The sequence below is a fragment of the Pseudonocardia sp. ICBG162 genome (genome assembly GCF_020496225.1).
Lineage (GTDB): Bacteria > Actinomycetota > Actinomycetes > Mycobacteriales > Pseudonocardiaceae > Pseudonocardia > Pseudonocardia alni.
This window is the reverse complement of record NZ_JAHLJD010000031.1, coordinates 136,346-162,787: the sequence shown is the minus strand read 5'-3', so window position 1 is coordinate 162,787 and position 26,442 is coordinate 136,346. Positions and strand designations below refer to the sequence as shown.

Genomic DNA, 26,442 nt, shown 5'->3' with positions numbered 1-26,442 from the left:
CCCGTTGGTCACGGGCGGTGATCACGCTTCTGTCCGGCATCCCCGTGCCGGGAAACCCATACTGGACGTGGTGCCCGCGGGTACCCCGCGACGGTGCGCACGCGCCCGCGTGCGGATCGCCGTCGCAGGGCGCACCGTGGGCCGGACATGCCCAGAACCTGCCCTGACCTGCCCCCCACAGCGACCGGAGGACCGGCGGCGTGACCGAGCGAGAGCCGAAGGCCGACATCCCCCCGACGATCCCGGAGACCCAGGCCCGGATCGCACCGGCCGATCCGCTCGCCGCCGTCGAACCGGTGCCCGCCGAGGCCGAGCACGTCCCGGAGCCACCGGACGTGAACTTCGCCGAGTACTACCACGAGGCGCGTCCGCGCACCCTGCGTCACCGCGCCCGGGTGCGGTCCACGGTGCGGCGCCGGTCGGTGTCGCAGGACGGCCCGGCGTCGGGGGAGAACCCGGTCTACGTGTCGTGGCTGCTGTCCCAGTCGATGCTCGGCCACGCCGACGAGCTGGCCCGCCAGTTCTCCGGGCAGGGCTCGATGTGGCAGAACCCCTACGCCAGCCCCGGCCCGCGGCACGCGGTCGAGACGGCGTCGGTGTGGTTCACCGCCTACCCGATCTCGCTGATCACCGCCTCCGGCGAGTCGTTCCTGGCCGCACTCGGGAACGAGGAGCTGTGGCAGGCGTTCGAGACGATCGGCATCGAGGGCGTCCACACCGGGCCGGTGAAGAAGGCGGGCGGGCTCTCGGGCTGGCAGCCCACCCCGAGCGTCGACGGCCACTTCGACCGCATCTCCAACGAGCTCGACCCGGCCTTCGGCACCGAGGACGAGTTCCGTGCGATGTGCGCGACCGCCACCTGGCACGGCGGCACGATCATCGACGACATCGTCCCCGGCCACACCGGCAAGGGGCCGGACTTCCGGCTCGCCGAGCTCGCCTACGGCGACTACCCGGGCATCTACCACATGGTCGAGATCGAGCAGTCCGACTGGGGGATGCTGCCGGACGTGCCGCCGGGGAAGGACTCGGCCAACCTCGACGCGGCGACAGAGGAGGCGCTGGAGAAGGCCGGCTACATCGTCGGCCGGCTGCAGCGGGTCATCTTCTACCGCGAGGGCGTGAAGGAGACCAACTGGTCGGCGACCGGCGAGGTCACCGGCGTCGACGGCGTCGTGCGGCGCTGGGTGTACCTGCACTACTTCAAGGACGGCCAGCCGTCAGTCAACTGGCTGGACCCGACCTTCGCGGGCATGCGGATGGTCATCGGCGACGCCCTGCACTCGCTGGCCGACCTCGGCTCGGGTGCGCTGCGCCTGGACGCGAACGGCTTCCTCGGCGTGGAGAAGGCGGGCTCCGGGAACCCGGGCTGGTCCGAGGGGCACCCGCTGTCCGAGGCCGCGAACCACCTCATCGCGAGCATGGTGCGCAAGGTCGGTGGGTTCACCTTCCAGGAGCTGAACCTGACCGTCGACGACATCAAGGTCACCTCCGAGGCGGGCGCGGACCTGTCCTACGACTTCATCAACCGCCCCGCCTACCACCACGCGCTCGCGACCTCGGACACCGAGTTCCTGCGGCTGACCCTGCGCACCGCGCTCGACCTGGGCGTCGACCCGGCGTCGCTGGTGCACGCGCTGCAGAACCACGACGAGCTGACCTACGAGCTCGTGCACTGGACCGCGGGCCACACCGACGAGCTGTTCCACTTCCGCGGCGAGGACATGCGCGGCGGGGACCTGGCCGACACGATCCGCCGCGACCTGTGCGACGTCCTCACCGGGCCGGACGCGCCCTACAACCTGATCTTCACGACGAACGGGATCGCCTGCACCACCGCGACCGTCATCGCCGCCTCGCTCGGCATCTCCGCGCTCGACGACATCGGGCCCGACGACGTCGGGCGCATCCGGCGGGTGCACCTGCTGCTGGTCATGTTCAACGCGTTCCAGCCCGGGGTGTTCGCGCTGTCGGGCTGGGACCTGCTCGGCATGCTGACGCTGCCGCCGGACTCGGTCTCGGACCTGCTGAACTCCGGGGACACCCGGTGGATCTCCCGGCCGGCGCACGACCTGATGGGGCACCGGCCGGACGCCGAGAAGTCCTCGTCGGGCATGCCCCGCGGGCGCAGCCTCTACGGGTCGCTGCCCGACCAGCTGACCGAGGAGACCAGCTTCGTCCGCCAGATGCAGGCGATCCTCGCCGTGCGCAAGCGCTCCGGGGTGGCGACGGCCCGTCAGGTCGACGTGCCGGACGTGTCGCACCGCGGCCTGCTGGTGATGGTGCACCTGCTCGACGACGACCGGACCAGCGTGACCGTCCTGAACTTCGCCGACGAGCAGGTGGACGCGTTCGTGCGGTCCGAGCACCTGGCGCCGGGCGCGACCGTCACCGACCTGTTCTCCGGCGAGACCGTCGGGACCGTCGACGACCTCAACGGGTTCCGGATCGGGATGGCCCCGTTCCGGGCGACCGCCGTCGTCCTGGAGCCCCCGGCGGACGACGCCGACGAGGACTGAGCGTCCACACCCGTCCGCCGCCGTCCACACCCGTCGCACCGGGTGTGGACGCCCGGCAGGGGGTGTGGACGGCGGCGGACGGGGCGGGTCAGAGCAGCGGGGCCTGCGCGGGCAGCGTGATCACGTGCGCGACGTGGTCGGTCGGGACCAGCCGCACGAAGTTGTACTCGCCCCAGCGGTAGGTCTCGCCCGACACCTCGTCGTGCACCTCGACGACGTCGGTGTACCGCAGCCCCAGCGCCGGCATGTCCAGCTTCAGGGTGCCCTGCTGCGGGGCCGTCGGGTCCAGTGTGCAGACCACGAGCACCTGGTCACCGGTGGACGGGTCCAGCTTGGAGAACGCGATGACGTTCGTGTTGTCCACCTCGTGGAAGTGGATCTCGCGCAGCTGCTGGAGCGCCGGGTGGGCGCGGCGGATCTCGTTGAGCCGGGTCACGTACGGCTCCAGCGAGCGCCCCTGGTTCAGGGCGGACTCGAAGTCCCGCGGGCGCAGCTCGTACTTCTCCGAGTCCAGGTACTCCTCGCTTCCCGGCTTGACCGGGGTGCCCTCGTACAGCTCGAAGCCGGAGTAGACGCCCCAGGTGGGCGACATCGTCGCGGCCAGGGTCGCCCGGATCGCGAACATCGCCGGGCCGCCGGTCTGCAGCGACTCGTGGAGGATGTCCGGGGTGTTGGTGAACAGGTTGGGGCGGCACTCGTCGGCGTGCTCGGCGTGCATCGTCGCGAAGTCGGCGAGCTCCTCGGCCTCGGTCCGCCACGTGAAGTACGTGTAGGACTGGGTGAAGCCCAGCCGCGCCAGCCCGAACAGCCGGGCCGGGCGGGTGAACGCCTCGGCCAGGAACAGCACCTCCGGGTGGGTCCGCTTGACCTCCCAGATCAGCCAGTGCCAGAAGTTCGGCGGCTTGGTGTGCGGGTTGTCGACCCGGAAGATCGTCACCCCGTGCTCGACCCACTTGAGCACCACGCGCAGGCACTCGGCGTAGATGCCGGCCGGGTCGCGGTCGAAGTTCAGCGGGTAGATGTCCTGGTAGCGCTTCGGCGGGTTCTCCGCGTAGGCGATCGTCCCGTCCGGGCGCACGGTGAACCACTCCGGGTGCTCGGTGACCCAGGGGTGGTCGGGCGCGCACTGCAGCGCCAGGTCGAGCGCGATCTCCATGCCGAGCTCGTTCGCCCGCGCGACGAACGCGTCGAAGTCGTCGAAGTCGCCCAGCTCCGGGTCGATCGCGTCGTGCCCGCCCGCGGCGGAGCCGATCGCCCACGGGGAGCCGACGTCGCCCGGCTCGGCGTGGGTGGAGTTGTTGCGGCCCTTGCGGTGCACCGTGCCGACCGGGTGGATCGGCGGCAGGTAGACGACGTCGAAGCCCATCCGCGCGACGCGGTCGAGCTCCTTCGACGACGTCGCGAACGTGCCGTGCACCGGGCGGCCGGTCTCGTCGCGCCCGCCGGTGGAGCGGGGGAAGAACTCGTACCAGGACCCGTACAGCGCGCGGGGCCGGTCGACGAAGATCGTCCGCTCCGGGCCGCGGGTGATGAGCTCCCGGACGGGACGCTCGACCATGATCGCGACGACGGCGTCGAACAGGGCGGGGGCGACCCGCGCGCGCAGCGGCAGCGCGGTGTCCCGCAGCGTGTTCGCGGCGCCGAGCAGCAGGTCGCGGCTGTCCTTCTCGGCCGGGCGACGCCCGACCCTGGCGAGCAGCCGGGCGCCGACCTCGAGGTCGTTGGCCAGCTCCTCGGCCGTCTGGCCCGCGGCGATCTTCTTCTCCACGCCCGAGCGCCAGGTCGCCCACGGGTCGCTCCACGCGTCGACGCGGAAGGTCCAGCGACCCTCGGCGTCGGGGCGGACCCAGGCCACGAAGCGGTCGGTGCCCACCCCGTCGGGCTGCATCCGCACGTACTGCGCGTCGCCCGGCGTCCCGTCGGCCGACAGCGGGGTGAACACGACGTTCGCCGCGACGGCGTCATGTCCCTCCCGCCACACGGTCGCCCGGATCGGGACGACCTCGCCGACCACGGCCTTGGCCGGGTCTCCGCTCTCCACGAACGGGGTCACGTCGTCGATTCCGAGCCGACCGGTCATCGGCTGCACCCCCAGGAAATTGTCACCGTCGGTAGAAGTCCCACCAGAGTCGAGACGGCCAGTCTGACGCCGCCACGTCACCTGTCGCCACACCCGCGGGACCATCGGCGTGAACGGATCGGAACGGATGTGGACGGAACCGATTCGACGTGCACGGACCCACTGATCCCGCGGCAGTGCGACCCTACCGGTGGGACCCCGTCACGGCCGGGCGGGACACCGCGTGCGTGTCGGTGTTCCCGGCTACCCTCGCGGCCGTGAGAGCCCTCCGTCGTTTCACCGTCCGTGCCCAGCTCCCCGCTCCGCTCGCGCCGCTGCAGACACTGGCGACGAACCTGCGGTGGACCTGGCACGCGCCGACCCGGGAACTGTTCGCCTCCCTCGACCCCGACGCCTGGGACGCCAGCGGACAGGACCCGGTCCGCCTGCTCGGCGAGATCCCCGCCGGCCGCCTGGCCGAGCTCGCCGCGGACGACGCGGTCGCCGCCGAGGTCGCCGAGCGGGCCGCGGAGCTGGAGACCTACCTGTCCGAGCCGCGCTGGTACCGCGGCGCGGACGCCGACGGCGCGGGCAGGCCGTCGGCCGTCGCGTACTTCTCGATGGAGTTCGGCGTCTCGGAGGTGCTGCCCAACTACTCCGGCGGGCTCGGCGTGCTCGCCGGCGACCACCTCAAGGCCGCCTCGGATCTGGGCGTCCCGCTCGTCGCGGTGGGGCTGCTGTACCGGTCGGGGTACTTCCGCCAGTCCCTGTCGCTCGACGGCTGGCAGCTCGAGCACTACCCGGCGATCGACCCGCAGGGGCTGCCGCTGCAGCTGCTCACCGACGCCTCCGGCGCGCCGGAGCTCGTCGAGGTCGCGATGCCGGGGGACCGCACGCTGCACGCGCGGATCTGGCAGGCCGCGGTCGGGCGGGTCCCGCTGCTGCTGCTCGACACCGACATCGAGGAGAACGCCGGCTCCGACGACGGGGCCGACCTGCGCGGGGTCACCGACCGGCTCTACGGCGGCGACCAGAACCACCGCATCCAGCAGGAGATCCTCATCGGTGTCGGCGGGGTGCGCGCGGTCCGCGCGTTCTGCCGGCTCACCGGGCACCCGACGCCGGAGGTCTTCCACACCAACGAGGGCCACGCCGGGTTCCTCGGCTGCGAGCGGATCCGCGAGCTGTGCACCGGCTCGGCGGTGTCGTCCAACGGCGCGGGCCCGGCGACGGCGTCCGCGTCGTCCGGCGGGCTCGACTTCGACGAGGCGCTCGCCGCCGTCCGCGCGGGCACGGTGTTCACCACCCACACCCCGGTGCCCGCCGGCATCGACCGGTTCGGCCTGGACCTGGTCCGGCACTACCTGACCGACCGGCTGCTGCCGGGCCTGCCGACCGACCGGCTCCTCGCGCTCGGCGCCGAGGAGGACCCGGAGACGTTCAACATGGCGCACATGGGTCTGCGCCTGGCCCAGCGCGCCAACGGTGTCTCCCGGCTGCACGGGACGGTGTCGCGGGAGATGTTCGGCGGGCTGTGGGCCGGGTTCGACCGCGAGGAGGTGCCGATCGGCTCGGTCACCAACGGCGTGCACGGCCCCACCTGGGAGGCCCACCAGGTCACCGAGCTGCTCGGCGAGCCCGGCAGCAGCACCGCCGAGGTGTCCGACGCCGACGTGTGGGGCCTGCGCAACACGCTGCGGTCCCGGCTGGTCGACGAGGTCCGCCGCCGGGTGCGCGCCGCCTGGCTGGAGCGGGGTGCGTCCGAGCCGGAGCTGGGCTGGACCGACCACGTCTTCGACCGCGACGTGCTCACCGTCGGCTTCGCCCGCCGGGTCCCGACCTACAAGCGGCTCACGCTGATGCTGCGCGACGCCGACCGGCTCCGCAGCCTGCTGCTCGACCCGCACCGGCCGGTGCAGCTCGTCGTCGCGGGGAAGTCGCACCCCGCCGACGACGGCGGCAAGGCGCTCATCCAGCAGATCGTGCGCTTCGCCGACGACGCCGGCGTGCGCCACCGCATCGTCTTCCTGCCCGACTACGACATGTCGATGGCCCGCTACCTCTACTGGGGCTGCGACGTCTGGCTGAACAACCCGCTGCGCCCGCTGGAGGCCTGCGGCACCTCCGGCATGAAGTCCGCGCTCAACGGCGGGCTGAACCTGTCCATCCGCGACGGCTGGTGGGACGAGTTCTACGACGGCGCCAACGGCTGGGCCATCCCCACCGCCGACGGCGTCGAGGACCCGACCCGGCGCGACGACCTGGAGGCCAACGCCCTCTACGAGCTCATCGCCACCCAGGTCGGCCCCGCGTTCTACGACCGCGTCGACGGCGTCCCGCACCGCTGGGTCGAGATGGTCCGCCACACCCTCACCACCCTGCGGCCGAAGGTGCAGGCCACCCGGATGGTGCGGGAGTACGTGCAGGACTGGTACACCCCGGCCGCCCGCGCCGCCGCGGACGCGGCCGCGTCGGACTACGCCGTCGCCCGCGACATCGCGCAGTTCCGGGCCCGGCTGAACAAGGCGTGGAACCACGTCCGGATCACCGGCGTCGACGCGTCCGGGCTGCCCGACACCCCGGTCGTGGGGTCGCCGATGACGGTCCGGGCGGGGGTGGACCTGGCCGGGCTGGACCCGTCGGACGTGACGGTCGAGGCCGTCGTCGGGCGGGTCGACTCCTCCGACGAGCTGGCGGACCCGGTGACCGTCGCGATGGAGCACCGCGGCGACGGGTCCTGGGAGGTCGCCGTGCCGTTGCCGCACGCGGGGCTGACCGGGTACACGGTCCGGGTGCTGCCGCACCACCCGCACCTGGCGTCGTCGGTCGAGCTGGGGCGGATCGTCCTGGCGGGCTAGCGCAGCGTGGTCCGGCTCGTGCTGCGCTCACCCCGCGGGGCGCCGGTGGTCAGCGCTAGCTCCCGCGGTCCCGGGGGCAGCGCGCCGACCACGATGTCCTGGGTGGTGGCGTAGCCGCCGCAGGTGCCCGACCAGAGCACCCGGCCGGCCGTCGCGAGCGTGCAGGGCCCGGAGACGTACGGGTCGACCGGGGCCTCGCGGACGGCGCGCACGTGCACGGTGCCGTCGGCGGCGCGGGCCGCGGTGATCGACATCGTGAGGGCGCACGGGGCCCGCTCGCCGAACGTGGTGAGGACGGCGGGCCCCGGCTCGGACCGGCTCTCGTCGACGTCGCGGGTCACCGCGCGCACCGACACGGTGAACGGCGCGACGCAGTAGTCGCCGTACACCGGGGCGCTGGTGGTGGTCTCGGTCGAGGCCGAGTGGAGGACGGCGCCCGCGTGGTCGCGGACCTCGACGTCGTAGTGGGTGCGCAGGGCGCCCTCGTTCTCGACGGGCGGGGACCAGGACACCTGCAGGCCGAGGCCGCGGGCGCCGCCGCCGGGTACGGGGGAGACCTGCAGGGCCTGCACCGGGCCGGGCGCGGTGAGCGCCTCGGCCGGGGGCGACGGCGGGGCGGGGGTCGCCGCCGTCGTGAGCAGGGCGGTGGTGGCCACGGCGGCGACGGCGGTGGCGGCACGGAGAAGACGGGGGAGCGCTCGGGGCACGTGGACTCCAGTTCCACGGGGACAGATGCACTCGGCGTATCGGAGCAGTGTTGACCTACGTCACACGATGGAGCTGAATACGCCCGTTCGGCCTAGCAACGGTGTGGCGGTCAGTCGCCGCAGACGGGCAGCGGGGGGTGGGCGCCGGGGACCTCGCCGTGCTGGGGGAAGTACCAGGTCAGCGTGCGGTAGGCCGGGCGCCCGGCGCAGGAGCCCGGGTCGGCCGCGACCACCGTCGCGCGTTCCCGGGTCGCGGCGGCGAGCGGCTGCCCGGGGGCGGCGTAGGCGGCCGTCCCGGTGCCGGTGGCGGTCGGGCCGCCCCAGCTCTGCCACGTCAGGTCCTCGACGATGCCGGTGGAGCTCGCCCCGCCGAGGTCGACCAGCGACGGTCGCGGGGTCCCGAGGCCGCGGGCCTGCGGCCGGTCCGGGCTGCCGAGCACGATCGTCACCGGCGGTCCGGCACTCGTCGACGTCGAGTCCGACGGCGCGGCGACGGCGGACGCGCTCGGGCCCGCCGCGGTCTCCGCGCCGCGGGTCGGGGCGAGCGGGGAGGAACCCGCACAGCCCGCGCCCAGGACGCCGACCAGCAGGACGGCCGGGAGCACGAGCACGACGCGCCGGGCCGCCCGCGACGTCCCGCCGCCCGCCGGACCGTGGCCCGAGGTGGTGGGACCCGTCGTCGGCACGGGGTCAGCCGCCGCAGCACCCGCCGCCGCAGCAGTCCCCGCCGCCACCGGCCGGGGCCATCGCGGGCCGCGGCGCGGCACCGGACCGGCCGCCGAGCGCGATCGTCGAGAGCAGCTTGACGGTGTCCGCGTGCCCGTGCGGGCAGTCCGCCGGGTCCGACGACGCGGCCATCGGCCGTTCGACCTCGAACGTCGTGCTGCACTCGCGGCAGCGGAACTCGTAGCGCGGCATGCGCGGAGCCTACGCCGCGCGGCCGGTCCGTCCCAGCCTCGCGACCACCCCGGACCGCCGGTCAGCGGCTGCGCAGCAGGCGTACCGAGCGGGGCGGCAGGACGACCGTCGCCCCGGCGTCGAGCGGGGTGGTGTCGACGGGGGTGCCGTCGGGCGCGGTCGAGTCCAGGACCGGGTCGAAACCGTGGTCGCTGGGCAGCACGCAGTCGGCGGGCTCGTCGCCGGCGTGCAGGACCAGTAGCCAGTAGTCGGCCAGCAGCAGCGCGAGGGTGCGACGGCCGCCGTCGTGCCAGTCGCCGGGCTCCATCGGCCGCCCGGACGGGTCCCACCAGAGGACCTCACCGTCGACGTAGAACTGGTCGCGGTGCAGCACCGGGGACTCGCGGCGCAGCGCGGCGACCTTGGCGGTGAACGCCTCCATCGCCGCGGTCTCGTCGGTGCGGGTCCAGTCCACCCAGGAGGTCTCGTCGTCGCGGCAGTAGGCGTTGTTGTTGCCGCCCTGGGTGCGCCAGCGCTCGTCGCCGCCGGTGATCATCGGGGTGCCGATCGACAGCAGCAGCGTCGCCATCATCGCCCGGGCCGTGGCCTGCCGGGCGGCGCGGATGCCGGCGTCGTCGGTCGGGCCCTCGGCGCCGTGGTTCTGCGAACGGTTGTCGTCGGTGCCGTCGCGGTTGTTCTCGCCGTTGCCCTCGTTGTGCTTGCGCTCGTAGGACACGAGGTCGCGCAGGGTGAAGCCGTCGTGAGCGGTGACGAAGTTGACCGAGGCCCACGGGCGACGCCCGGAGAGCTGGTAGATGTCGGAGCTGCCGGTCAGCCGCGACGCCAGCTCGGCGACGCCGCCGTGACCGCGCCAGAAGTCGCGCACCGCGTCGCGGTAGCGGCCGTTCCACTCCGACCAGGCGACGCCGAAGCCGCCGACCCGGTACCCCTCGCCGGTCGCGTCCCACGGCTCGGCGATCAGCTTGCAGGTCGACAGCGTCGGGTCCTGCGCGATCGCGGTGAGCAGCGCGGAGTCCGGCGAGAACGGGCCCGACCGCGGGCGGCCGAGCACCGAGGCGAGGTCGATCCGGAACCCGTCGACGCCGTAGGCGTGCACCCAGTGCCGCATGGCGTCGCAGACCAGCCGGATGACCGTGGGGGAGCCGGCGTCGAGGGTGTTGCCGGTGCCGGTGATGTCGGCGTCGTGCCCGGACCCGCCGAGCGAGTAGTACGCCGGAGCGTCGAGGCCGCGGTAGGACAGGGTGGTGCCGCCGACCCCGCCCTCGCAGGTGTGGTTGGGGACGATGTCGAGGATGACCTCGATCCCGGCCGCGTGCAGGGTGTCGACGAGGTAGCGGAACTCGGCGACCTCGTTGCCGGGGTCCGAGGCGTAGCCGGCGTGCGGGGCGAGGAAGCCCAGCGTGGCGTAGCCCCAGTAGTTCGACGCGCCCCGCTCCAGCAGCGGCGGCTCGGGCGCGTTGGCCTGCACCGGGAGCAGCTCGACGGCCGTCACCCCGGTGCGCTGCAGCTGCGCGATGACCGCCGGGTGGGCCAGCCCGAGGTAGGTGCCGCGGTGCGCCTCGGGCACCTCGGGGTGGAGCTTCGTCCAGCCGCGCACGTGGATCTCCGAGATCACCGTCTCCGACCACGGCACGTCCGGGCGGGGCGGGCGGGGCGCCAGGTCGGTCGCGGTGACGACCGACAGCGGCACCGACCCGAGCGAGTCGACGGTGCTGGGCCGCCCCGACATCGGGTCGCCGTCCCACCCGCGGGCGGCGACGGCGTCGGTCACCCGGCCGGTGATCCGGGCCGCGTACGGGTCGACGAGGATCTTGTGCGGGTTCGCGCGCAGCCCCTCGAACGGCCGGTACGCACCGTGCACGCGGTAGCCGTAGCGCTGGCCGGGCCGCACCCCGGGCACGTGGCCGTGCCACACGCCGAAGGTGTGCTCGCGCAGCTCGACGCGCCGCTCGGTGAGACCACCGCCCTCACCGTCGGCGGCGCCGTCGATCAGGCACACCTCGACGGTCTCGGCGCTGGTGGTGGCGACCGCGAAGCGGGTCCCGTGGTCGTCGGGGTGGGCACCGAGGGGGAAGACAGGCACGATCGGCCAGGATAGGGGGGTGACTTCGCCCCGAACCCCGTCCGCGCCCGGTGTCACACCCGTTTCCACCCCGATCGACGACGAGGACGTGGTCGTCGGGATGGACGGCGCCACCGTCCGCCGCGGCGACACCACCCTGCTCGATGCCGTCGACTGGCGGGTGGAACTCGACGAGCGCTGGGTCGTCCTCGGCCCGAACGGCGCCGGCAAGACGACCATGCTCCGCCTCGCCGGTGCCGAGCTGCACCCGACCTCCGGCACCGTCTACGTGCTCGGCGAGCGCATGGGCCGGGTCAACGTCTTCGAGCTCCGCACCCGGATCGGCCTCACCTCGGCCAACCTGGGCGTCCGGATCCCGGGCGACGAGATCGTCTCCGACGTCGTCGTCTCCGCGGGCTACGCGGTCCTCGGGCGCTGGCGCGAGGAGTACGAGCGCGACGACACCGGCCGCGCCGAGCAGCTCCTGGGCCAGCTCGGCATGGCGGGATTCGCCGGGCGCGCGTACGGCACGCTCTCCGAGGGCGAGCGCAAGCGCACCCTGATCGCCCGCGCGCTGATGACCGACCCGGAGCTGCTGCTGCTCGACGAGCCCGCCGCCGGGCTCGACCTCGGCGGCCGCGAGGACCTCGTCACCCGGCTCGCCGACCTCGCCGACGACCCGTACGCCCCGGCGTCGGTGCTGGTCACCCACCACGTCGAGGAGATCCCGCCGAACTACAGCCACGGGCTGCTGCTGCGTGAGGGGCGTGTGGTCGCCGCGGGGCTCCTGGACGAGGTCATGACCTCCGAGCCGCTGTCGGAGACGTTCGGGCTGCCGCTGACCGTCGAGCGTCGCGGCAACGGACGGTTCACCGCCTACCGGCGCGACTGAGGCCGGGGCCGCGTGGGCCGTCCGGCCCAGCCGGGAGCACCGGTCCGCGCCGCCGGTTGGCGAGGGATCCCCCTCGGATGGGCCGTTCGCCGCCTTCGCGACGTACGTCCGGGGCCGGTCGCACGCGATGGTCGTGATCAGCTGTGGGCCGGAGAACCCGGCCGGCACGACGACCGGACGGAAGGTGCACCGATGTCGGCTCCCCGACGCGACGACCCCACGCGGCCCCAGCGCCGCTCTGCGGCCCCGCGGCAGTCACTGGTCGCAGGACTGACCGCGCTCACCGCCGTCGGGGTGTTCGGGGCGGCCATGGCCGGTGCGCCGGCCGGGAAGGCCACCGACTCCACCGAGGAGTGGGCCGCCTGGGCCGCGGGACAGCGGAACGAGGCGCGGCAGCCGGACGACGCGGAGATCCTGGCATCGCGCGACGCCGCCCCGGAGTCCGCGCCGGAGTCCGCCCCGTCCCCGTCGGCCGCGGCCGGGCCGAAGCTGCCGTCGCTCGACGGCGTCGGCGTGGACGAGCCGGAGGTCGTGGCCCCCGAGGCGCTGCTGCCGGCGGTGCCCCCGGCGCCGTCCGTGCTCGGTCCGATCGTGGCGGCCGCACCGGTGCCCGCGGCCCCCGTCGCGCTGCCCGCACCCGTGGCGGCGGCCCCGGTCTCGCTGCCGGTGCCCGCCGCCCCCGTGCGGAAGGTCGTGACCCCGGTGGCCGAGTCGGCCGGAGAGGCCACCGACACCGTCGGCAGGTCCGTCGCGACGACGCTCGAACGGCCCGTGGAGACCGTGGACTCCGCCGCCGCGCCCGTCACGTCCCTGGTCGCGGGTGACCGGCCGTCCGACACCTCCGGTTCCGCGACCGCCGAAGGCGCCGCCGACCTGCCGACCCGCGCCGACCGGCAGGAGGAGGTCGCCGAGGCCCTCACGGCGCTGGGCGTGCTGGCCCCGGCCGAGGCCCCGGCGTCGAGCGGCCCCGCGCAGCAGACGGAGGAGCTCGTGGCCGAGGGCACGCAGCAGTCCGGACCGGCGCAGACCGCCCCCGAGCAGACCGCCCCCGAGCAGACGGCCCCCGAGCAGACGGCGCCCGCGCAGACCGCCCCGGCGCAGACCGCCCCCGAGGAGACCGCGCCGGCGCCGACCGCACCGGCGGTGCAGGAGGCGCTCGCCGCCGAGGGCACGCCGCAGTCCGCTCCAGTGGCCGCCGCTCCCGAGGGGGTCTCCGAGCGGGAGGCGCTCTCGCTCGCCGACCAGTGGATCGCGCGGATGACGACCGGCGCGACCGAGCGCGGGCGGCTGCCCGAGCTGCTCGCGCAGGCGCCGTCCCGCGGGGCGGCAGTCGCCGGGCAGCCCGAGCGCCGGCTCGGCGCGGACGACACGTCCGCCCGGACCGCCACCGGCTCCGCCGCGGGCGACGCGGCGCCGAGCCGGACCGTCCCGGAGGAGACCACCCCGGACACGACCGGCCGGGACGGGTCCGACCTCCCGCGTGCCGAGGAGGCGTCGGACGGCGCGATCGAGCAGCGGGCGGCCGAGTTCATGGCGGCCCAGCAGCAGGCGGCCCAGCAGCAGGCGGCCGAGCGGCAGGCCGCGGAGCAGCAGGCCGCGGAGCGGAAGGCGGCCGAGCGGAAGGCGGCCGAGCGGAAGGCGGCCGAGCAGAAGGCCGCCGAGCGCAGGGCAGCCGAGCAGGAAGCCGCCGAGCAGGAGGCCGCCGAGCGCCGGGCCGAGCAGAAGGCGGCGGAGCGCGAGGCGGCCGAGCAGCGGGCGACCGAACGCCGGGCGGCCGCGGAGCGTGCCGAGCGGCAGCAGGCCGAGGAGGAGCAGAAGGCCTCGGAGCAGTGCTCGACCGACGCGTCGTCGCTGTCGGTCTCGGTGAAGCAGAACGACGAGGGCCAGGTGACGGCCGTGCGCATCTCCGGCTTCGACGAGCACTGCTCGGGCCGGACCGCCCACGTCACCGTGAACACCGAGGACGGGGGCACGTCCGCGACGAAGACGATCAGTGGTTCCTCGGTGACCGTCTCCCTGGACGAGCCGGTCGACCCCTCGTCGGTGAGGTCGACCGAGGTGTCGGTCGGCTGAGGACGGAGGCCGGACTGTGCAGGACCGGACGTCGCAGGACCCGGCGACGGGTGACGCCACCGACGAGTGGGTCCCCGTCGACTGGACGGTGACCTGGGACGCGGGGCGCCCGGAGAGGTCCACGGAGGATGCCGGGCAGCCCCACCGTCCGGCTCCGGGGACCGGTCCGGAGCCGGAGCCGCCGGTCCGGTCGTCCCCGGCTCCGACGCCGTCCGCAGGTCCGACGCCGTCCGCAGGTCCGACGCCGTCCCCGGCTCCCGCGCCGCTCCCGGCGCGGACGTCGTCGCCGCGCCCGGCGCCGGCTGCCGGACCCGCATCGCCCGCGGAGCCGCCGGCGTCGGTCCCGGTGTCACCGGCCCGCGACCGGGGAGGCGCTGCCGACACCGGGGCGCCGGTCCGGGACACGGCCGCGACGGCCGGGCCCACCGGGCCGTCGGGACCCGCGAGCGCGGCCGACCCCGAGACCCGCGCCCTGCGGGTGACCCCGCCGGCGGCACCCGCGACGTCCACCGGGCGGGTGGGACGGGCGACCGGGGAGACCACCGGTGCGCCGCCCGGCGTCGCCGGCACGACCGGCACCGGACCCACGCCGTCGCCCGGCGACCGGCCCGCGTCCGACGGCCCGGACACGTCCGACGGGAGGACCGGGACCACCGAGAAGACCGGGACGCCCGGGAGCACCGAGAGGTCCGGGACGACCGAGAAGACCGGGACGCCCGGGACCACCGAGAGGACCGGGACCACCGAGAGGACCGGGAGGACCGGGGAGACCGGGACCGCCGGGGAGGCCGCACCCCCGGCCACGACGGCGATCCCGGTGGTCACGGGCCGCCCCACCCCGGCCGCCGGGAAGGCCGCCCCACCGGTGGGCACCGGCTCCGCGACCGGTCCGGTGCCCCGTGGCGGAGCCGACCGACCGACACCGCCCCGCGGGCGGGGGCACCCCCCGTCCCGGCCACCCGCCTCGCCGCCGGGCGGACCTCCGCCCGGACCGGGCGCCGGGCGACCGCCCGCCGCGCCGCAGCACCCGGACGCTCCGCCCCGGCCGCGCCGGTCCGCACCGCCCGCCGGCCCGCGGCCCGCGCCGGTCCCGCTCCCGGCCGAGCGCGCCGGCGCGGTCCGGCCCGTCGCGCCGAACGCGCCCATCCGCTATGCCGGGGACCAACCGATGCACGGCTGGCGGCGCGGCGTCTACGCCGTCACCGCGGGCCGCTACAACCCCGGGCCGTCCCCGGCCCAGCTCGCCCGCCAGGAGCTCATCCAGCAGATCCGCCGACCGCTGGCCGGGGTCCGGCGGATCGCGGTCGCCTCGATCAAGGGCGGCGTCGGCAAGACGACCGTGTCGGCGTTGCTGGGGCTGGTCCTGGCGGAGAACCGCGGCGACCGGATCGTCGCCCTCGACGCCAACCCCGACGCGGGCACCCTGGCCGACCGGCTCACCGGCGACACGTCCGCGACGGTCCGCGAGCTGCTCGCGGGGGCCGCACACGCGTCGTCGGTCCACGATCTCGACCGCTTCAGCAGCCTGGCCGGACGCCTGCGGGTCATCGCCTCGGAGCAGGACCCGGCGGCGGGGGAGTCGTTCAGCCGGGAGGAGTACGAGGCGGTCTGCGGGCTGATCGGCCGGTTCGCCAACGTGCTCGTCACCGACTCGGGGACCGGCCTCGTGCACTCGGCGATGGAGGGGACGCTGACGCTGGCGGACGCGCTCGTCGTCGTCGGGACCCCGACCGTCGACGGGGCGACCCGGGCGTCGAGAACCCTGGACTGGCTGCACGGGCACGGGTTCTCCGCCCTCGCCGAGCAGGCCGTCGTCGTCCTGTCCCAGGACCGGTGGAGCCGGGAGATCGACCGGGACCTGGTCCGCAGGCACTTCGAGTCCCGTGTCCGCGCCGTCGTGGAGCTGCCGTTCGACCAGCACCTCGCGCACGGGGGCCGGATCGACCTGTCCCGGCTGGCGCCGGCCACCGTCGACGCGGTTCTCCTGCTCGCCGCCCGGATCACCGACGGTTTCGACGGCTGATCCGGCGGCCGACGGGGGAAACCCCCGTGTTCGGTGTGCGCACGGCGCGCGGAGGGATACCGGCCGCCCGGCGCGGCCATGATCGACGGTGGATCGGGCCCGTCCCGCCGGGGGCGGTGGACGCGTGCCCGAGGAGAGCGAGGTGGGACCGGTGACCGACGCCCGGGCCGAGTCCGTCGTGGCCCCCCTGGCCGCAACCCCGGTCGGGCCGCACGTCCTGATCGCCGACGGGACGGAGGCGTCCCGGGAGCGCGGGTTCCTGTCCAGCCTGGGCTCGTCGGGGCCGCCGGTCGCCATGCTGGTCGGGACCGCCTACCGCAGGCCGGGACTCGCGGCGGAGCTCCTCCGGCTGCTGCACGAGGTGGTGACCGGCCCCGCGGGCGCCGACGGCGAGCTGTGGCTCGCCGTCACCGACATCGCCGCCCTGGGTGCCAGGCTGCAGCAGGTCGCCGACGCCACCGGCGTCGCGCTCGTCGCCCCGTCGGGGGCCATGCGGTTCTCCGTCGGCTCCGGCATCCTCACCGGACCCACGGTCGGCGGGACCGGCTGGGTGCGCTTCGCACCGGGATCAGCACCGCAGGCACACGGCACGCGCTTCCCGCGCCCGGACTGGGAGGGGGCGCTGCCCGACGAGCCCGCGGCCGTCGGGGGAGCGGCCGTCGAGCCGGTCCCGGCCGGACTCGCGGTCCGCGGCCTGCCCGCCCCGGAGGCGGGCACGGAGAACGACGACGTGGCGCTGCGTGCCGTTCTCGACCGTCGCTTCGTGCAGCTGCTCGTCGGCGGCACCGGCCCCGTCCCGACGCCGGAGGCGATCGCCGGCGCCGCTCGGACGATCACCTCCGGGTGCCCCGTGCTGGTCGCGCCGCTCACCCCCGCAGCGCTCGTCGACGGGTTCCCGGCGGCCCTCGGCGAGGCGATCGGCGCGGACTTCGCCCTGGGCACCGGTGTCGCGCTGCGGACGGCGTCGGGGGTGGAGACCTTCGTGGTCGAACCCGGGCGGGAGACCCGGATGCGTCCGTTCCCGACGGTGCTGCGCCAGCGCCCCGACGGGGGGCAGGACGTGTTGTCGGTGGGCCTCCCACCGGCCGGGTGGGACGCGCGGGGGTGCAGCTACGTCCGCGACGACGTCGTCGCCACCGTCGTCCCGTCGGGTCTGGTCCTCGGCGCCGGGGACGCCGGGCCGGTGCCGCCCGACCCGTACGACCCGGCGGTCTGGACCCTCCACCTCGGCCACGACGGCGAGCCCGTCGGGGCCGCACTCCTGGCCGCCGCCCGCTCGCTCGTCGACTCCCTCGACGACGAGCGCCGTGCCCGTCACCGGGTCCGGCTCCGCGGGGTCTGGGCCACTCCGGAGGACGCCGAGCGCGCCGTGTCGCTCGGGCTGCTGCCCCGGCCGGCCCCGGCGAGCTGGGACACCACCGTGCCGGACCTGCGGGTCGAGTCGGCGGTGCCCGCGGCGCCCGTCCCGGCCGTCGCGGAGCCGCCCACCCCCGGGGAGCATCCGGCCGTCGACCCCGCACCGGAGCCCGGGGGCCCCGCCGACGGCCCGACCGGCGGTGCGGTCCCGGCGCCGGACGCCGACGTCACCCCGCCGGGACCGGCTGCCGACGCCGGGCCGGTCGGCCCCGTCACCGGGGACCACGGCCCCGGGGACACGGACCCCGCGGCCACCACGGGGGCCACGGACGCGCGCCCACCGCTCGTCGTCGACGACCGGCCCAGCACGGGCAGGGAACGCGAACGGTTCGTCGCCGCCGCCGGGGACCTGTACACCGAGGCCCTCGCGACGGTCAACGCGGCGCTGGCCTCCTGGCCGTCGCTGCGCACCGGGGACACGTCCGGGGTGAAGACCGACCTGGCCGCGGTGTGCCTGCACCTCGGCGACGGCGAGCGTGGCGGCGGCCCGGTCAACGAGGGCGTCCGGTCCGGCGGCCGCGACCTGCCGGAGGGGCAGCTGGCCTGTCTGGTCTCCGGGCTGCGTCGCCTCCCGACGCACCGTCGACCGGTGCTGCGTCAGGGTCGGGCGCCGGAACCGCCCTCGGACCACATCGTGGTGGGCGGGACACTCGCCGAGCCGGGATTCCTCAGCGCGGCCGGCGAGCTCGACGTCACCGTCCCCGACGCCGGCTACGACGTCCTGATCTGGCCGATGACGGCCCGCCGCACGAGCGAGCTCGTCGCGGGCCGCCCCGTCGCGGAGGTCGTCTTCCCAGCCGGTACCCGGTTCCGGACGATCGGTGTGCGGGATGCGCCCGCGCCCGAGGACATCGACGGCGGGCCGGTGGCGCCGCGTCTCGCCCTGCTGGTCCGGGAGCTCGGCGCCGACGAGGGCGAGGGCTCCGGTGGGCTCGGCGAACGCGACCAGGCGGCACTGGCGAGGCTGGAACGGGCCCTGGAGCGGCGACGCCGGATGGTGCTGCGGACGGTGGAGGACCCGGACGTCGTCCGGCGCCTCACCGTCCCGCTCCTCACGGTCGACGCGGGCGCCACCGGCGACTCGGCCGCCGCGTCGTGAGACGGGCGAGGTCCCGCGCCGCCGGACGGGCCGTGGCGCTCGGTGCGGCCGCGCTCGTCACGCTGCTGACGGCCGCCCCACCGGCCCTCGCCGCCCCGGAGGTCCCGCCGGGGTGCCTGCCCCCGCCCACGGTGACCGAACCGACGCTGCCCTGGGCACAGCGCCAGCTCGCGCCGCAGCGGGTGTGGCCGGTGACCCGGGGTGCGGGGGTCGTCGTCGCCGTCGTCGACACCGGGGTCGACGCCCGGACCCCGCAGCTCGCGGGCGCGCACGTGCTCCCGGGTGCCGACGTGGTGTCGCCCGGCCCGGCGGACAGCGACTGCTACGGCCACGGGACCTTCGTCGGCGGCATCATCGCCGCGCAGCCGGTCGAGGGCAGCGGGTTCGCCGGGATCGCCCCCGACGCGACCCTGCTGCCGATCCGGGTCACGGTCCCGGACGCGGACGGCGACGCAGGCCGGGTGACCGCCGCGTCCCTGACCGCGGGCATCCGCCGCGCCGTGGACGAGGGCGCCCGCGTGATCAACGTGTCGGCCAGCACCAGCATCCCGGACGCCGGGCTCGCCGAGGCGGTGGCGCACGCCGCCGCCCGCGACGTCGTCGTGGTCGCCTCGGCCGCCAACGGGGCGCGCACGGGTGATCCCGTCACCTACCCGGCCTCCTACCCGACGGTGATCGCGGTCGGTGCCGTCGACGCCGAGGGCGGGCGCGCCGACTTCTCCCAGACCGGCCCGTACCTGTCGCTGGTCGGCCCGGGCAGCGACGTCGTCAGCATCGGCCCGGGCGGGCCGGGCCACTGGCAGGGCAGCGGCACCAGCTACGCGGCGCCGTTCGTGGCGGGCACCGCCGCCCTGGTCCGCGCCTACCGGCCCGACCTGCGGGCCGACCAGGTCAAGCACCGGCTGGAGGCGACCGCGACGCACCCCGCGGTCCCGCTCCCCGACCCGGCACTCGGCTGGGGCACCGTGAACCCGGTCGACGCCGTCACCGCGGTGCTGCCCGAGGAGGGGACGGGGCGGGAGGCCGCCGTCGTCGCCCCGCCGGTCCGTGCACCCGATCCGGTCGCCCCGTCGTGGGGGCCGCTGACGGCGGTGCTCAGCGTGCTCGCCGCCGCCGGCACGGCCGCGGTGGTCGTGCTGCTGGTCCGGCTGGGCCCGGCCGGGCACCGTCGCGGGTGGTCCCCGCCCCGGCGGGTCGAGATCCGCGGGCCCACCCCGGCCGAGGCGGTCGCGGGTGCTGCGACGGACGACGGCGGTGTGCCGGAGCGGCCCTCCGGCATCCGGGCCGGATGAACCGGTCCCGGCCCGTGCCGGAGCGGCGGTCAGTGGAGGGCGGCGTCCAGGTCCCGCGGCAGCGACCGGGCCGGGGCGGCCAGCCCGGTGAGCGCGGCGGGGGAGAGCAGCTCGTCGACCCGCGTGGCGTCGAGCAGCCCCCGGGCCACCGCGATGTCGCCGACCGGCCGTCCGGTGGCCAGCGACTCCTTCGCGATCTCCGCACTCGTGGCGTACCCCAACGCGGGGGACAGCGCCGTGACGATCCCGACCGACCCGCGCACGCCCTGCTCCAGGTGCTCACGGTTCGCGGTGATCCCGTCGACGCAGCGGTCCGCCAGCGTCCGCGCCGCGGCCTCCAGGTGCGAGGTCGACCGCATCAGCCCGTAGACGATGATCGGTTCGAAGGCGTTGAGCTGGAGCTGCCCGGCCTCGGCGGCCATGGTGACGGTCAGGTCGTTGCCGATGACCTCGAACGCCACCTGGTTGACCATCTCGGGGATGACCGGGTTGACCTTCCCCGGCATGATCGACGACCCGGCCTGGGCCGGCGGCAGGTTGATCTCGGCGAACCCGACCGACGGGCCCGACGAGGTCAGGCGCAGGTCGTTGCAGACCTTGGACAGCTTCACCGCGACCCGCTTCAGGACGCCGGAGACCTGCACGAACGCCCCGCAGTCCTGGGTCGCCTCGATGGGGTCGCCCGCCGGGACGACCTCCTCGCCGGTGATGTCGCGCAGGTGCGCGCAGGCCACCCGGGCGTAGTCGGGGTGGCCGTTGATGCCGGTCCCGATCGCCGTGCCGCCGAGGTTGCTCTCGCACAGCAGGGCGGCCGCCTCACGCAGCCGCGCACAGTCCTCGCGCAGCATCGTGGTGTAGGTGTGGAACTCCTGGCCCAGCGTCATCGGGACCGCGTCCTGGAGCTGGGTGCGCCCCATCTTGACGACGTCGTGGAACTCCTCGGACTTGCGCGCGAACGCCGCGGCGAGGTGTTCCAGACCGGCGACCAGCTCGTGCAGGTGGGTCAGGATGCAGAGCCGGATCGCCGTCGGATAGACGTCGTTGGTCGACTGGCCCAGGTTGACGTGCGTCAGCGGGTCCAGCTCGGCGTAGTCGCCCCGGGCGTGCCCGAGCAGCTCCAGGGCCCGGTTCGCGACGACCTCGTTGGCGTTCATGTTGGTCGAGGTCCCCGCCCCGCCCTGGATCGGGTCGATCGGGAACTGGTCGGCCAGCGCGCCCGCGCGCAGCTCCCGGCAGGCCGCGACGATCGCGTCGGCCCGGCGCCCGTCCAGCCGCCCGAGGTCCCGGTTGGCCAGGGCGGCCGCCTCCTTCACCGCGGCCAGGGCGTGCACCAGCCGGGGGAAACCACCGACCGTCTCGCCGGTCACGGCGAAGTTGGCGACCGCCCGTGCGGTGTGCACCCCCCAGTAGGCGTCCGCGGGCACCTCGACCGTGCCGAGGGAATCCCCCTCCGTACGCGTCATCGCGTTCATGGCTGCTCCCCACTCTTGACAACGGCTGCCAGACTACTCAATGTTGGATGCGAAGCGCAAAGCTCAGAGTGCAATATACTGCACGCAAACAGCAGCGAGGAGTCACAATGGCCGTGTCCCCGACGCCGTCGACGCCCCAGGAACCACCGCAGCCCCGTGCCGGCCGCGGCTCCGTGGCCGCGCGCGTGCACTGGCGGTTCTGGCGCTACCCGATCGGTGTCCAGTCGCTGATCGCGGTCGCCCTCGGAGCGGCGATCGGCTGGGCGTTCCCCGTCGTCGGCGAGGGGTTGAAGATCCTCGGTGACGCGTTCCTGAACGCGGTCCAGATGGTCGTCGTCCCCCTGGTGTTCCCGCTGATCGTGCTGGGCATCTCGCGGATGGAGTCGGTCAAGAAGGTCGGCCGCATCGCCGGCAAGTCGATCCTCTACTTCGAGATCGTCACCACCGTCATCCTGCTGCTCGCGGTCGGCCTGGCGAAGGCGTTCGACCTCGGCGTCGGCGCCCCGACCTCGGGTGGTGACGCGGCCGCGGTGGGCAACCTCCAGCAGGGCGTGGACTTCCACGAGCTGCTCCTGCACGCGATCCCCAAGAACGTGTTCCAGGCGTTCGCCGAGGGCAACCTGCTCGGCGTCATCGTGTTCGCGACCCTGGTGGGCATCGCGCTGGCCGCGCTCGGGGAGAAGGCACGGCCGGTCAACGACGTCCTCGACTCCTTCGCCGGGGCCATGTTCAAGGTCGTCGGCTACGTCATCGCGTTCGCGCCGCTGGGCGTGCTCGGGTTCATCGCCTACGACGTCGCGCACTACGGCTTCGGCAACCTGGTGAGCCTGCTCGGCTTCGTGGGTGTGGTCTACCTGGGGCTGATCCTCGTCCTCGGTGTCGTCTTCCCCGTCATCGCGGCGATCTACGGCGTCCGCTACGTCGCGATGCTGCGCTCGATCGGCGACCTGGCCGGGCTGGCGTTCGTCACCCGCAGCTCGGAGGCGGTGCTGGCGCCGCTGCTGGGCCGGCTCGAGAAGTTCGGGGTGAGCCGCTCGACCTCGTCGTTCGTGGTCCCGCTGGGCTACTCCTTCAACACCGACGGCTCGGTGCTCTACCAGGCCGTCGCCCTCGTGTTCATCGCGAACGCCTTCGGTCTCGACACCTCCTGGGGCAGCCTGCTGCTGATGGTGGGTGTGCTCGTCGTGCTGTCGAAGGGCATGGCCGGGGTCGCCTCCGCGTCGGTGGTCGTGCTGCTCGCCGCGAGCACGACGATCGGGCTGCCGCCCGAGGGCGTGGCGCTCCTGCTGGGCGTCGACTTCATCGTCGACATGGCCCGTACCGGGGTGAACGTCGTCGGCAACTCGCTGGCCGCCGCCGTCATCGACAAGTCGGAGATCCGGGGCGCCCGCCGCCGCGGTGAGCCGCTGCCCGCCGACCTCGACGCGGCCGCCGCGGCCGACGCCGACCCGGCCGACGGGTCCCCGGGAGCCGCTGCCGGCGGACCCGCACCGTCGGCACCGGCCGGGGCCGACGAAGGGCGCCCGTCGCCGGTCACGGCGGACCGTGCGGGGGCACCCGCCCCGGACGAGCGGGTCGACGCGACCCAGGGGTCGCAGCGCTGATGATCGCCCCGGAACGCGCCCCGCGCGCGACCGGGCCGGGGACCGCCCCGGCTCCGGTCGCGGCGCGGGGCCCGGCCGGGCCCGGCGCGCCGGACGTCCCGGTGATCGGGATCCTGGGCGGCATGGGCCCCGCGGCCACCGCGGACTTCTACACCAAGCTCGTGGACGCGACCCCCGCGTCGCGGGACCAGGAGCACCGTCGGGTCGTCATCTGGTCCGACCCGACGGTGCCCGACCGGACCGAGAGCCTGCAGGGGCGTGGCCCCGACCCGCTGCCCTGGCTGCGCGCGGGTGCGGAGAAGCTGCAGGAGGCAGGCGCGACGCACATCGCCATCCCCTGCAACACCGCCCACGCGTTCGTGCCGGCGCTGCTGCAGTACGTCGACGTCCCGGTCGTCCACATGATCGACGAGGTCGCCCGGTCCCTCGCCGGCGCGGCGCCACCCGTCCGGTGCGCGGGCCTGCTCGCGACCGACGGGACCGTCGGGACCGGGCTCTACCAGGACTGGCTGCACCGCAGGGGGGTCGAGGGGATCGTGCCCGACGCCCGCGACCAGCGGGCCGTGATGACGGCGATCCTGTCGATCAAGGCCGGTCGTCGCGGTGCGGCCGAGACCGCGGCCCTGGCCGCGGTCGCCGACCGGCTCGCCCGGGCCGGTGCGGAGGCGGTCGTGGCCGGGTGCACGGAGATCCCGCTGTGCCTGGCCACGACCGACGTCACGGTGCCGCTGCTGGACCCGGCACGGATCCTGGCCCGGGCGATGGTGGCGCTGACGGCACCGATTTAACGTGCCGTTGATATACTGTGTGCTGCATGCAGATCGTTCCCGTCCCGCGTCGCCTGCTCAGTGACGAGGTGTTCGCGCGGCTGCGCGACGCCATCGTCCACTTCGAGCTGGCGCCGGGGGAGAAGGTCCGCGACACCGAGCTCGCCGAGCGGTTCGGCCTGAGCCGGACCCCGGTGCGGGAGGCGCTCAACCGGTTGGCGGACACCGGGCTGGTCGAGGCCAAGCCCGGTGTCTACACCCGCATCACCCCGCTGGACCGGACCGACGCCGAGCGCGCGCTGGCGGTGCTGAGGTCGCTGGACACCCTGGCCGTCGGCACGGCGGTACCCCGGATGACCGCGGCCGACCTCGAGGAGATGCGTGCGGCCAACCGCGACTTCGAGCGCGCGGTGGACACCGACGACACCGACGCCGCCCTCGACGCCGACGACCGCTTCCACGGCGTGCCGCTGCGCGTCGCGGACAACCCGACGCTGACCCGGATCGTCGAGCAGCTGCACCCGCAGATCCACCGGATCCTCTACCGGAAGCTCTCCACGCTGCTGGGCGGCCGGAACACCATCGAGCACCACGACGCGTTCGTGGACCTCTGCGCCTCCGGCGACGGCGCGGCCGCCGCGGCCTCGTCGGGGCAGCACTGGGAGCGGCTCGGCGGCCACATCACGGAGCTGTTCGCGACCAACCAGCTCGGCTGACCCGGTGCCGGCGCGGTACCCGCCACGCCGGCACCGTGCCGGTCACCCGCCGTCGGTGCGGGGTGTCTGCACCAGGCGCACCGACCGCCTGCGGTCGACGAACTGACCCCGCCCGGGCGGCAGGGTGCGCGGCCGCACCGTCCCCAGGAAGCGCCCCTCCTCGCGCGGGCAGGACAGCAGCAGCGCGGGCGAACCCAGCTCCCACATCCGCCGGATCCCGGCGTTCATCATCGACCGCGACGCGCCACCGGTGCTGCGGGCGATCACCAGGTGCAGGCCGATGTCGGCGCCCTGGGCGAGCAGCGGCACCAGCGGCTCGAGCGCGCCGGCGCCCATCCCGCCCTCCATCAGCTCGAAGTCGTCGACCAGCACGTAGTAGCGCGGGCCGGTCCACCAGTCCCGGCGCGGCAGCCGGTCCGGGGTGATGTCCGGTCCGGGGACCCGGGCCCGCAGCGTCTCCCCGACCGTCCGCAGCGCCGTGGTCAGGGCGTCGACGCCGACCGAGTAGTCCTGCTGGTACTCCTGCCCCACCGCGTCGTAGAGCTCGCGGCGCACGTCGCCGAACACGATCCGGACGTCGTCGGGGGTGTGGTGGGCGGCGACGCTGCGCGCGATGTGGCGCAGCAGACCCGTCTTCCCGGTCTCGGTGTCGCCGTAGACCAGCAGGTGCGGGCTGGTGTCGAGGTCCCACCACTGCACGCCGAGCCGGGTCTCCTCGACGCCCAGCGCCATCCGCATCTCGGCGGTGGCGCTGACCGCCGTCGGTGCGGGCAGGTCCGCGGGCGCGAGCCGCCCGGGCAGCAGCCGTACCGGCGGGGCGACCGGTGCCCGGGGCGTGGTGAGGGCCTCGGCGAGCTCGACGGTCGCCTCGGACAGGTCGTCCGTGGCACCGGACCCGTCGATACGGGGCAGCGCGGCCAGGAAGTGCAGGCGGTCGCGGGTGAGACCGCGCCCCGGCCGTCCCTCCGGGACGGTCGCCGCCACCCGGCTCCCGACCTCGGAGTCGACCGGGTCACCCAGACGCAGCTCGAAGCGCGTGCCGAGGACGTCGCGCAGCCAGGGGCGCATCTCCGCCCACCGGTTGGAGGCGATGATCAGGTGGATGCCGAAGCCGAGCCCGCGCGCGGCCAGCTCCTGGAACCGCTCCTCCAGCTCGTCGTAGTCCTGACGGACCGTGTACCAGCCGTCGACGACGAGCATGACGTCGCCGTAGGGGTCCTCGTCGAGGAAGCGGCCAGCGCGCCGGGCCCGCCGGTAGGTCGCCATGGAGTCGATGTTGTGCTCGGCGAACAGGGCCTCCCGCCGGGCCAGCAGGTTGGTCACCTCCAGCACCGTGCGGGTGACCCGGTCCCGGTCGAGCCGGTTCGCGACCGAGCCCATGTGCGGCAGCCCGGACAGCGACGACAGCGTGCCGCCGAAGTCGAGGCAGTAGAACTGCACCTGCGCGGCGGAGTGGGTCAGCGCCAGCGACGAGATCACCGTGCGCAGCAGGGTGGACTTGCCGGTCTGCGGCCCACCGACGACGCCGACGTTGCCGCCGGCCCCGGACAGGTCGGCGGTCAGCAGCTCGCGCCGCTGCTGGGCCGGCAGGTCGATCAGCCCGACCGGGGCGCGCAGGGTGCCCGAGTCCAGGGCGCCGACGGCGCGCAGCCCCAGCTCCGGGTCGTCGACCAGCGGGGGGAGCAGCTGGTCCAGCGCGGCCGGGACGACGAGCGGCGGCAGCCACACCTGGTGGGCCCGTGGCCCGATCCCGTCAGCCGCCCCAGCAGCACGTCGATCATGGCGCGGGTCTCGGTGGGCTCCTCGGGCTCCGGTTCGTCGGCCTCCGGGAGGGCCGGCGGCGGGAGGTACTCGGTGCCGAAGGCCACCACCTGCTGCTCGACGTCGTCGCGGCGCCGGCGCCGCCGGGCCGGGCGGTAGGTCGCCGAGGAGTAGGCGCCCTTGAACCGCAGCAGGGTCTGGGTG

The 26,442-nt window shown here is 75.0% G+C and carries 17 protein-coding genes; 10 read left to right on the top strand and 7 right to left on the bottom strand.

The features are described 5' to 3' along the window. Positions 1-200: 200 nt before the first annotated feature. Complete coding sequence (gene treS / locus KPL60_RS25520; RefSeq protein WP_226350110.1) at positions 201-2,519, top strand: maltose alpha-D-glucosyltransferase; 2,319 nt, start codon at positions 201-203, stop codon at positions 2,517-2,519. Between the two features lie 88 nt (positions 2,520-2,607). Here the strand turns inward: treS and KPL60_RS25515 are convergent, their stop codons facing one another. Continuing rightward, positions 2,608-4,599 carry an alpha-1,4-glucan--maltose-1-phosphate maltosyltransferase gene (locus tag KPL60_RS25515; RefSeq protein WP_226350111.1) on the bottom strand — a complete coding sequence of 664 codons (1,992 nt, stop codon included), beginning with the start codon at positions 4,597-4,599 and terminating at the stop codon, positions 2,608-2,610. Positions 4,600-4,856: 257 nt separating this feature from the next. On the opposite strand from KPL60_RS25515, the gene glgP reads away from it, so the two are divergent. Next, positions 4,857-7,436, top strand: a complete 2,580-nt coding sequence (gene glgP / locus KPL60_RS25510) for an alpha-glucan family phosphorylase (protein WP_226367447.1) — start codon at positions 4,857-4,859, stop codon at positions 7,434-7,436. On the opposite strand, the gene KPL60_RS25505 is transcribed toward glgP, so the two are convergent. The 4 genes from KPL60_RS25505 to glgX all read right to left on the bottom strand — a co-directional run bounded on the left by KPL60_RS25505 (position 7,433) and on the right by glgX (position 11,144). Next, the gene (locus tag KPL60_RS25505) at positions 7,433-8,092 is read right to left on the bottom strand and encodes a fibronectin type III domain-containing protein (RefSeq protein WP_226367446.1); all 660 of its coding nucleotides are present in this window, start codon (positions 8,090-8,092) and stop codon (positions 7,433-7,435) included. The two genes, glgP and KPL60_RS25505, sit on opposite strands and share 4 nt — an antisense overlap. A 161-nt stretch (positions 8,093-8,253) precedes the next feature. Then, complete coding sequence (locus KPL60_RS25500; protein ID WP_226367445.1) at positions 8,254-8,829, bottom strand: hypothetical protein; 576 nt, start codon at positions 8,827-8,829, stop codon at positions 8,254-8,256. Positions 8,830-8,833: 4 nt separating this feature from the next. Beyond that, positions 8,834-9,061, bottom strand: coding sequence for a zinc ribbon domain-containing protein (locus KPL60_RS25495; RefSeq protein WP_226350115.1), 228 nt, complete (start codon positions 9,059-9,061; stop codon positions 8,834-8,836). A gap of 61 nt (positions 9,062-9,122) precedes the next feature. Beyond that, on the bottom strand, positions 9,123-11,144 hold the full coding sequence (gene glgX, locus KPL60_RS25490; RefSeq protein WP_226367444.1) for a glycogen debranching protein GlgX: 2,022 nt from the start codon (positions 11,142-11,144) through the stop codon (positions 9,123-9,125). Positions 11,145-11,244: 100 nt separating this feature from the next. Here glgX and KPL60_RS25485 point away from each other — a divergent pair, with 100 nt between their 5' ends. From KPL60_RS25485 to mycP, 5 genes are all read left to right on the top strand, one after another. Then, a complete protein-coding gene (locus KPL60_RS25485; RefSeq protein WP_226350629.1) occupies positions 11,245-12,015 on the top strand; it encodes an ABC transporter ATP-binding protein in 771 nt (256 codons plus the stop codon). 192 nt (positions 12,016-12,207) lie between these two features. Next, positions 12,208-14,088 carry a hypothetical protein gene (locus KPL60_RS25480; protein ID WP_226367443.1) on the top strand — a complete coding sequence of 627 codons (1,881 nt, stop codon included), beginning with the start codon at positions 12,208-12,210 and terminating at the stop codon, positions 14,086-14,088. Positions 14,089-14,434: 346 nt separating this feature from the next. Then, positions 14,435-16,111, top strand: coding sequence for an AAA family ATPase (locus tag KPL60_RS34880; protein WP_308016828.1), 1,677 nt, complete (start codon positions 14,435-14,437; stop codon positions 16,109-16,111). A 151-nt stretch (positions 16,112-16,262) separates the two neighbouring features. Beyond that, entirely contained in the window at positions 16,263-18,626 is a 2,364-nt protein-coding gene (locus KPL60_RS25470) for a hypothetical protein (protein ID WP_226367442.1), read from the top strand. Positions 18,627-18,658: 32 nt separating this feature from the next. Continuing rightward, positions 18,659-19,918 carry a type VII secretion-associated serine protease mycosin gene (mycP, locus tag KPL60_RS25465; RefSeq protein WP_226367441.1) on the top strand — a complete coding sequence of 420 codons (1,260 nt, stop codon included), beginning with the start codon at positions 18,659-18,661 and terminating at the stop codon, positions 19,916-19,918. Positions 19,919-19,947: 29 nt separating this feature from the next. Here mycP and KPL60_RS25460 read toward each other — a convergent pair whose 3' ends face one another. Continuing rightward, positions 19,948-21,381 (bottom strand): aspartate ammonia-lyase, encoded by a 1,434-nt coding sequence (locus KPL60_RS25460; protein WP_226368234.1) that lies wholly within the window; start codon positions 21,379-21,381, stop codon positions 19,948-19,950. 116 nt (positions 21,382-21,497) lie between these two features. Between KPL60_RS25460 and KPL60_RS25455 the strand changes: the two genes are divergently transcribed. Genes KPL60_RS25455 through KPL60_RS25445 form a run of 3 tightly spaced genes read left to right on the top strand, consistent with a single transcriptional unit; the run spans position 21,498 to position 24,477 of the window. Further along, positions 21,498-22,994: a dicarboxylate/amino acid:cation symporter gene (locus KPL60_RS25455; protein ID WP_226367440.1), complete on the top strand. Its 1,497-nt coding sequence runs from the start codon at positions 21,498-21,500 to the stop codon at positions 22,992-22,994. Continuing rightward, positions 22,994-23,782 (top strand): aspartate/glutamate racemase family protein, encoded by a 789-nt coding sequence (locus KPL60_RS25450; RefSeq protein ID WP_226367439.1) that lies wholly within the window; start codon positions 22,994-22,996, stop codon positions 23,780-23,782. Before KPL60_RS25455 ends, KPL60_RS25450 begins: the two co-directional genes overlap by 1 nt. A gap of 26 nt (positions 23,783-23,808) precedes the next feature. Further along, positions 23,809-24,477, top strand: a complete 669-nt coding sequence (locus KPL60_RS25445) for a GntR family transcriptional regulator (protein WP_226367438.1) — start codon at positions 23,809-23,811, stop codon at positions 24,475-24,477. Between the two features lie 42 nt (positions 24,478-24,519). Here the strand turns inward: KPL60_RS25445 and eccCb are convergent, their stop codons facing one another. Then, entirely contained in the window at positions 24,520-26,205 is a 1,686-nt protein-coding gene (gene eccCb, locus KPL60_RS25440; protein ID WP_308016827.1) for a type VII secretion protein EccCb, read from the bottom strand. Positions 26,206-26,442 lie beyond the last annotated feature (237 nt).

Coding starts and splice junctions, on each gene's coding strand:
- KPL60_RS25480 (WP_226367443.1), top strand. CDS start 12,208: ATGTCGGCTCCCCGACGCGACGACCCCACGCGGCCCCAGCGCCGCTCT.
- KPL60_RS25495 (WP_226350115.1), bottom strand. CDS start 9,061: ATGCCGCGCTACGAGTTCCGCTGCCGCGAGTGCAGCACGACGTTCGAG.
- KPL60_RS25485 (WP_226350629.1), top strand. CDS start 11,245: ATGGACGGCGCCACCGTCCGCCGCGGCGACACCACCCTGCTCGATGCC.
- KPL60_RS25455 (WP_226367440.1), top strand. CDS start 21,498: ATGGCCGTGTCCCCGACGCCGTCGACGCCCCAGGAACCACCGCAGCCC.
- KPL60_RS25445 (WP_226367438.1), top strand. CDS start 23,809: ATGCAGATCGTTCCCGTCCCGCGTCGCCTGCTCAGTGACGAGGTGTTC.
- KPL60_RS25515 (WP_226350111.1), bottom strand. CDS start 4,599: ATGACCGGTCGGCTCGGAATCGACGACGTGACCCCGTTCGTGGAGAGC.
- KPL60_RS25450 (WP_226367439.1), top strand. CDS start 22,994: ATGATCGCCCCGGAACGCGCCCCGCGCGCGACCGGGCCGGGGACCGCC.
- KPL60_RS25460 (WP_226368234.1), bottom strand. CDS start 21,381: ATGACGCGTACGGAGGGGGATTCCCTCGGCACGGTCGAGGTGCCCGCG.